The sequence below is a fragment of the Streptomyces sp. NPDC046261 genome, from assembly GCF_040646235.1.
Taxonomy (GTDB): domain Bacteria; phylum Actinomycetota; class Actinomycetes; order Streptomycetales; family Streptomycetaceae; genus Streptomyces.
In genome coordinates this window covers 23863-31997 of sequence record NZ_JBEYZU010000033.1, presented here as the reverse complement: position 1 = coordinate 31997, position 8135 = coordinate 23863, and the positions used below count along the sequence as shown (strand labels likewise).

The window sequence follows — 8135 nt, the reverse complement described above, 5'->3', positions numbered from 1 at the left end:
GCCCGCCGGGTGGTCGGTTCCGTACGGCGCAGGCGTCGGCGGAGGGGGTTGCGGTGCTCAGCCAATGACGGGTCGCTCCTCGGGTAGCTGGTAGCAGCCGGGCGGCGAGGGCCCCTCGCAGGGCGGCCGGGTCGAAGGGCCGCCCGGGCGCGGGGACGGCGAAGCCGACGAGGCGCCGCTCGCCGCGGGGCTCGCCGACCGCGATGACCGCGCCCGCCGCGACGTCCTCCAGCCGCTCCAGGGTGGCCTCGATCTCGCCGAGTTCGACCCGGTAGCCGCTGATCTTGACCTGGTCGTCCTGCCGGCCGAGGAACTCGAGGGTGCCGTCCGGGAGGTGGCGGGCGTGGTCGCCGGTGCGGTAGAGGCGCTCCCCGGTGGCGGGGTGGACGGGGAAGCGCCGTGCGGTCTGCCCGGCGTCGCGCCAGTAGCCCCGGGCGACGCCGGTGCCGCCGATGTAGAGCTCGCCGGGGACCCAGTCGGGCCGGGGCCGCAGGTCCTCGTCGAGCACGGCGAGGCGCTGGTTGGCCAGCGGGGTGCCATACGGGATGCTGCGCCAGCGGGGGTCCACCCGGCCGATCTCGTACCAGACGGACCAGATCGAGCCCTCGGTCGCGCCGCCGAGGCTCAGTACGGTCGCCCCGTCGGCGGCCAGGGCCCGTATCCGGTCGGGCAGGCCGAGGGGGATCCAGTCGCCGCTGAACATCACCGCGCGCAGGGTGCGCAGCGCGTCGGGGGCCAGCGCCTCGGCGTACTCGGCGAGGACGGTGCCCAGGGCGGGGACGGAGTTCCACAGGGTGACGCCTTCGCGCCGTACGAGGTCGGCCCAGTGGCCGGGGTCGCGGCGGCGGCCGTGGGTGGGGAGGACCACGGTGCCGCCAGCGGCGAGCACGCCGAACAGGTCGTAGACGGCGAGGTCGAAGCTCAGGGAGGAGACGGCGAGGACGGCGTCGTCCGGGCCGGTGGCGAAGCGCCGGTTGACGCATTCCAGGGTGTTGGCGGCGCCGAGGTGGTCGATCATGACGCCCTTGGGTTCGCCCGTGGAGCCCGAGGTGAAGATGGTGTAGGCGAGGTCGGTGAGGGTCTGGACGGGCTCCAGGGGGCCCGGGCAGGCGTCGAGCGCGGCCTCGTCGTCCACGGCGATCACGGTGACGCCTGCGGGGACGGCCAGTTCGGCCAGCAGGGCCCGCTCGGTGAGGACGACGGCGCACTCGCCGCGCCGCGTCAGGTGGACGAGCCGCTCGGCGGGCAGTTCGGGGTCCAGCGGCAGGAACGCCGCTCCCGACTCCAGCACGCCCAGCGCGGCCACCGCCTGTTGCCAGCCCTTGCGGGCGACGACGGCGACCAGTTGGTTCGGCCGGGCGCCGAGGCGGCGCAGGGTGTGTCCGACGCGCCGGGCGTGCCCGGTCAGCTCGCGGTAGGTCAGGCGGGTGTCGCCGGCCACCACGGCGGTCGCCCCGGGCCGGCGCCGCGCGGCGTCCGCGACCGCCTCGTGCAGCAGGCGGGTCGGCAGCGGTGCCGCGGTGGCGCCGACCCGGTCGCGGACCGCGGCCTGGGCGGCGGGCAGCGGTGGCCGGCCGGGCTCCGTCCAGGCTCCTGGCCCGGCGGCGAGCCGGGCCAGCGCGGCGGTGTAGGCGTCGAACATGGCGTCCAGGACGCCCGGGGCGAACAGCTCCTCGACGGCGTCCCAGTTGAAGACCAGTTCGCCGCGGTCCTCGGCGACCTGGTGGTCGAGGTGGACCTGGGGGGTCTGGCTGATGCCGAAGACGGGCTCCCCCAGCGTCCATTCCTCACCCGGCGCGTCCTTCGGGTCCGCCGCGGCGTCACCGACCGGCAGGTTGGAGGTGAACACGACAGGGGTCAGCAGGCGGGGCGGGGCGTCGCGGCGCAGGGCCCATTCCCGCATCACCGTGACCCCGCTGACGGCGGAGTGGTCCAGGTCCTCCCAGAGGCGGCCCTGCAGCCGCCGGGCCCGCTCGGTGAAGTCGCCGGGCAGGTGGTGGTCGACCTCCAGCAGGCTCAGCGAGGTGAAGTCGCCGACGATCCGTCCGATGTCGGGGTGTACCGGGGGACGGTCGAAGACCGTCAGCATCAGCGAGTAGCGCGGGCGTTCGCTCCAGGCGGTGACGACCTCGGCGAACGCGGCCAGCAGGACCCCGGAGGGGCTGAGTCCGGCGGCGCGGGCGCGCTCCTTGACGGCCGCCCAGGACGCGGCGTCGAGCCGCCCGGAGCGGCGCTCGAAGTGCGGCGTGCCGATGCTCTCGGGCGAGGTGGCCAGGGGCAGCTCCGGTCCCGGCGGCAGTTCGGGCAACCGCTGCCGCCAGTACGCCAGCGCCCGCTGGTACCGCGAGGAGGAGCGGAGCCGCTGCTGGTGCAGTACGTAGTCGCGGAAGCCCGCCGTCTGCGGAGGGAACTCGCGGGCGGGGTCGGTGTAACGTTCCGCGAGTTCGGTCATGACGAGGCCGAAGCTGTGGGCGTCGCAGACGAGCGCGTCCACGCCGACGTGCACCACGGTCGTGGCGGGGGCGAGGGAGACCCGTACGTCGAACAGCGGCCAGCGGTCGGCGGGCACCACCTGGTGGGACATCTCCTCGCGCAGTGCCACCCGCCGGTGGCGCCGCCCGGCCTCGTCCGTCTCCCGCAGGTCGTACACCGTCACCTGGTAGGGCGGTACGTCGGGCAGGACGTGCTGGAGGCCGTCGGGGCGGATGACCGCGCGCAGCATCGGGTGCCGCTCGATCACCCCGCGCAGTGCGGCGGTGAACCGCTCCACGTCGAGCCGGGGTGTCTCGATCTCCAGGTAGGCGTAGGTGGAGACGCCGCCGAGCGCGAAGCCGCCCTCGCGGCCGACGTAGTAGGCCCGCTGGACATCGGTGAGCGGGAACGCCTCGTGCCGGGCACCGGGGTCGGGGGTGAAGGCCGTGCTCTCCTGGGCGTCCAGCGGCGTGCGGGCCGCGATGCGGGCCGCGATGCGGGCCGCGATGCGGGCCGCGAGCGCGGCGACGGTGGGGGCGGCGAAGACGTCCGGCAGACCGGCGTCCACGCCGCAGCGCCCGCGCAGCTCGGCGGCCACGCGCGCGGCGAGGAGGGAGTGGCCGCCGAGCAGGAAGAAGTCGTCGTGCGCGCCGGGCGGCCCGTCCAGGGCCAACGCGTCGGCGAACACCTCGGCGACCGTGGCCTCGGTGGCGGTGCGCGGCGCGACCCAGGCGGCGCGGGCGGCCGAGAGGTCGGGCCGTGGCAGCCGGTGGTAGTCGGTCTTGCCGTGCGGGGTCGTCGGCAGGTCGTCCAGCACGGTGACGGCCGTGGGCACGAGGGGGGCGGGCAGCCGGGCGCGCAGGAAGCCGGTCAGCTCGGCCGCCGGCGGCGGGGCGGCGCCGGGCTCCGGCTGGACGTAGGCCCACAACCCGGTGGCGTCCGGGTCGGCGATCACGGCCGCGGCGCGCACGGCGGGGTGGGCCAGCAGGGCCTGTTCGATCTCGCCGGGTTCGGCACGGTGGCCGCGGATCTGCACCTGGCGGTCCGCGCGGCCCAGCAGTTCCAGGAGGCCGTCGGCCCGCTGCCGGGCCACGTCGCCCGTGCGGAACACGCGCTCGCCCCGGGTGCCGTGCGGGTCGGGCAGGAAGGCCGCGGCGGTCGCGGCCGGCCGCCCGTGGTAGCCGCGGGCCACGCACGCGCCGCCGACGAACACCTCGCCCGGCATCAGCGCGGCCAGCGGGCGCAGCCGCGCGTCCCGCACCACGGCGCTCACCCCGCTGATGGGCGTCCCGACCGGGCAGCGCGCCGGCAGGGGCGGCCCGTCGACGGCGTGCGGGTCGACGCGGGCCGCGGTGGCGTCGGCGGCGACCTCGCAGGAACCGTAGAGGTTCAGCAGGGTGCGGCCCGGCAGGCAGGCGTGGAAGCGGTGGGCCAGTTCGGGGTGGAGGGGCTCGCCGCTGGTGATCCAGGTCCGCAGACACGCCAGCCGCGTGTCGAGGGACGAGGAGTCGACGGTGTTCCCGGCATCCTCGGCCAGCAGCATGGTGAGCAGCGAGGGCACGGTCACGATGCGGCTGACCTGCTGTTCCCGCAGGGCGTGCACGAGCAGGGCGGGGTCGCGGGCGGTGTCCGTGGGCAGGACGACGAGGGGGACGCCGGCCAGCAGGGGGCCGAAGAGCTCCCAGACCGCGTCGACGAAGCCCGGGGCGGTGCGCGCCACGGACACGTCGCCGGCCGCGAAGGGGTGGGTGGCGCTCATCCAGGCGACGCGGTTGACCGCGCCCCGGTGCGGGCCGAGGACGCCCTTGGGTTCGCCGGTGGATCCGGAGGTGTAGAGGAGGTGGGCGAGGTTGTCGGCGTGGACGGGCAGGTTCAGGTCGTGTCCATCGCGCCGGGCGACGGCGGCGGCCTCGTCGCGCAGGAAGGCGGGGGTGAGCACGGCGGCGGGGCGGGCGTCGGCGAGGATCGCGGCGCGCCGTTCGCGCGGGTGGCCGGGGTCGAGCGGCACATAGGCGGCGCCGGCCTTGAGGACGGCGAGGGTGGCGGTCACGGCGTCGGCGCCGGGCGCCAGGTCGAGCGCCACCCGGTCCTCGGTGCGCACGCCGCGGGCCCGCAGGTGCCTGGCCAGGCGGTTGGCGCGGGTGTTGAGGGCGCGGTAGGAGATCCGGTGGTCGCCGTCGACGACGGCCACCGCGTCGGGCGTCTTCGCGGCCTGGGCCTCGAAGAGCCGGTGCAGGGTCGCGGCGGCGGGGGCGGCCGTGGTGGCGGGTGCGGGTGCGGCGGTCAGGTGGGCGCGCGGCAGGTCCGCGCAGGGCAGTGCCGGGTCGGTGGTGGCCTGTTCGAGTACGGTGCGCAGGTGGTCGGCGACGATCCGGATCGTGGCGGCGGTGAACAGGTCGCGGTCGTACTGGAAGGCGATCTGCAGGCCCTCGGGGCGCTCGCGCACCTCGACGACGAGGTCGAACTGGGCGGTGCCGAGGTCGACGTTCTCGGCGCTCGCCTCGAGCCCGGGCAAGGTGATCGCGGGTGCGGGCTGCTGTGCGACGCACACCACGCTGACGGGCGGCTCGGTGGGGGCGGCGCCGCTGTCGGAGCGCCGCAGCTCCAGGACCTTCTCCAGGGGCAGTTCCTGGTGGGCGTAGGCCGCGACCAGCCGTTCGCGGACCTGCCGCCACAGGTCGAGGAAGGAGGCGCCGCCCGGGGCTTCGAAGCGCAGCAGCAGGACGTTGACGAAGTAGCCGATCAGGCGCTCCAGTTCGGGGCGGGTGCGGCCGGCGGTCAGGGTGCCCACCGCCAGGTCGTCCTGTCCGCTCAGCCCGCGCACGACCACCAGCAGTGCGGACAGCACCAGCATGAACAGCGAGCCGCCCTCGCGGCGGCGCAGGTCGGCCAGGCGCGCGGTCAGCTCGGGGGTGAGTACGAGGGCGTGGTTGGCTCCCTCGCCGCGGCGGGCGGCGGAGCGGGGGTGGTCGGTGGGCAGGGCCGTCCGGGGCAGGTCGCGCACGGCGTCGGACCAGAAGTCCGTCAGGGCCGTGAGCTCGGGGCCGTCCATGCGCTCGCGCTGCCAGCGCGCGTAGTCGCCGTACTGGACGGCGGGCGGGGCGGTGCGTTCGGGCCGTCCGGCGCGCAGGTCCCGGTAGCCGGCGGCGAGTTCCTCCATCAGGACGCCGTTGGACCAGCCGTCGGTGACGGCGTGGTGGATGGCCAGCAGCGCGATGTGCTCCCGCGCGCCCAGCCGGAAGAGGGTCACCCGCAGCAGGGGGCCGTGCTCCAGGTCGAAGGGCCGGCGGGCCTCCTCGCGCATCAGCCGCCCGGTGTCGGGGGCCGGGCCGGTCAGGTCGACCAGGCGTACCGGTACGTCCGCCGGGGGGTGTACGACCTGGGTGAGGCGGTCGCCGTCCAGGCGGAAGGTGGTGCGCAGCGCTTCGTGGCGGCGCACGATGGCGCGCAGCGCGCCGCGCAGGGCGGGGACGGCCAGTTCCCCGCGGAGCCGCAGGGCGGTGGCGTAGTTGTAGGCGGCGGGCATGAGGTCGGCGAGCAGCCACATGCGTTCCTGGCCGAAGGAGGGCGGTGGCAGGGCGTCGCCGTGGCGGCGGATGCCGGTGTGCGGGCGGTGCCCTGGGCCCGTGCGGCGCAGGATGGCCTCGAACGCCGCGCGGCGTTCGGCGGGCAGGGCGGCGATCCTGGCCGCCAGGTCGTCCTCGGGGACGGCGCCGGAATCGATGTCAGACACGTGGGTGGCCTCCCAGCCCGCGGTGGCTCGGGGTCAGGTGCGCGGGCGCGCCCGCGCTCAGGCCGAAGGCGCCGGCCAGCGCGCAGGTGCTCGCGACGAGTTGCAGCAGGCGTTCGCTGCCGGCCCGGCGCGCGGCGGGCGCCGTGGCCAGCCGGTCCAGCAGGGTGCGGACGGCGTGCGGGTCGAAGAAGGGGCTGTCCTTCAGGACCGGCTCCTCGGTCAGGGCGCGCAGGCCGGCGAGCATGGCGTCGTCGTCGACCATGGGGGGTGCGAAGAAGCCCCGCTTTTGTCCCTCGGTGACCTCGCGGGGCAGCCGGTCGCGCATCGCGGCGCGCAGCGGGTACTTGCCGGCGCCGTCCTTGTCGTACCAGGCCAGGGGGGTGCGCCGGACCACGTCGAAGAGGTGGTGGTCGAAGAAGGGCAGGCGGACCTCGACGGCCTGGGCGGAGTCCAGTCGTTCGGCGGCGAGCAGGTAGCCCGGCAGCCAGCTCTTGGCGAACAGGTAGCCCGACTGGTGCACCGGGGCGCGCCCGGCGAGCTGCCCGGCCCCGGCGTCGAGGAGGGGCGTGGCGGCGTCGGCCGCCGCCAGCTCGGCGGCGAAGTCGGGGCGCAGCAGGGCCGTGACGGGCTGGGTGACCTTCAGGTGGCGGTCCACGATCCAGCCCGGCAGGAACCCCAGGGTGCCCAGCAGCGCGCACAGGTACGGCGGCAGGCCCTGGCCGGCCAGGCGGGCGTAGCCGGTGGCGGCGCGGGCGCGGGCGCCGGCGGACAGGCTCAGGGCCAGGTCCTTGCGGGACTGGGGGTAGCCGACGAACACCTCGTCGCCGCCCTCGCCCGCGAGGACGACGGTGAAGCCCTCTTTCTTGATGTGGGCGCTGTGCAGGTAGCGGGCGATGCCGTGGGAGTTCTCCTGCACCATCTCGCCGGCGCGGACGGTGGGGGCCAGCTGGTCGGCGAACCGGTCGCGGCGGCAGGCGATCTCGCGGTGGGCGATGCCCAGCCGGGCGGCGGTGCGCCGGGCGATGGCGCTCTCGTCGAAGGCGGGGTCGTCGAAGGCGACGGTGAAGGCGGTGAGGCGAGTGTGGCGGGCGGCCGAGGCGGCGATGGTGGAGGAGTCGAGGCCGCCGCTGAGGTGGCAGGCGACGGGCACGTCGGCGACCGTCCGCAGCCGTACGGCCTCGTCGACCTGTTCGCGTACGGCGCCCAGGTGCTCCTCCAGCTGCCCGGGGCCGCCGGCGGGGGGAAGTTCGGCGGTGGGCGGGTAGTCGAGGTCCCAGTACGGGCGCACGCGCGTGCCGCGGGCGTCGGCCTCCAGGTAGCAGCCGGGCGGGAGCTGGCGGACGCCGGCGAGGAGGGTGCGGTCGGCGGGCAGGCCCAGTTGCAGGTGGGCCGCGAAGGACGCGGTGTCCCAGCGGGCGTCGGCGCCGCAGGAGAGCAGCGCCTTGATCTCCGAGGCCAGGTGGAGGCGGCCGGCGTGCTCGGTGTAGTAGAGGGGTTTGACCCCGAACCGGTCGCGGGCGGCGAAGAGGGTGCCGCGGCGTTCGTCCCACAGGACGAACGCGAACTCCCCGCGCAGCCGCTCGAGCGCCCGGTGGCCGTCCCTCAGGTAGAGGTGGAGGGCGATCTCGCTGTCGCTTGCGGTGCGGAAGCGACAGCCTTCGGCGCGGAGTTCGCGGCGGATGGCCCGGTAGTCGTAGAACTCGCCGTTGACGACCAGCCGCACCGCCCCCCGTGGGCCGGCGATGGGCTGGTGCCCGGAGGCGGGGGCGATCACGGCCAGCCGGGTGTGGCCCAGGGCGGCGCGGCCCGTGGGCGACACCCAGGTGCCCTCCCCGTCGGGGCCTCGGGGGCGCAGGTCGGCCATCGGCGCGTTCAGGTCGGCCGGGTCGAGTCCGCCGTCGGCGGAGAAGATCGCGACGATGCCGCACAT

At 75.9% G+C, this 8135-nt stretch carries 2 protein-coding genes; both read right to left on the bottom strand.

All coding sequences use genetic code 11. The features are described from left to right. Nucleotides 1-6205: amino acid adenylation domain-containing protein (locus ABZ956_RS29930; protein ID WP_361900451.1), on the bottom strand; the 6205-nt coding region annotated here is incomplete at its 3' end. After that, nucleotides 6198-8135 carry an asparagine synthase (glutamine-hydrolyzing) gene (gene asnB / locus ABZ956_RS29925; RefSeq protein WP_361900448.1) on the bottom strand — a complete coding sequence of 646 codons (1938 nt, stop codon included), beginning with the start codon at nucleotides 8133-8135 and terminating at the stop codon, nucleotides 6198-6200. The genes ABZ956_RS29930 and asnB, both read right to left, overlap by 8 nt.

Bases quoted from the DNA above. Each gene is read 5' to 3' on its own strand.
- asnB (WP_361900448.1), bottom strand. From the start codon at position 8,135: ATGTGCGGCATCGTCGCGATCTTCTCCGCCGACGGCGGACTCGACCCG.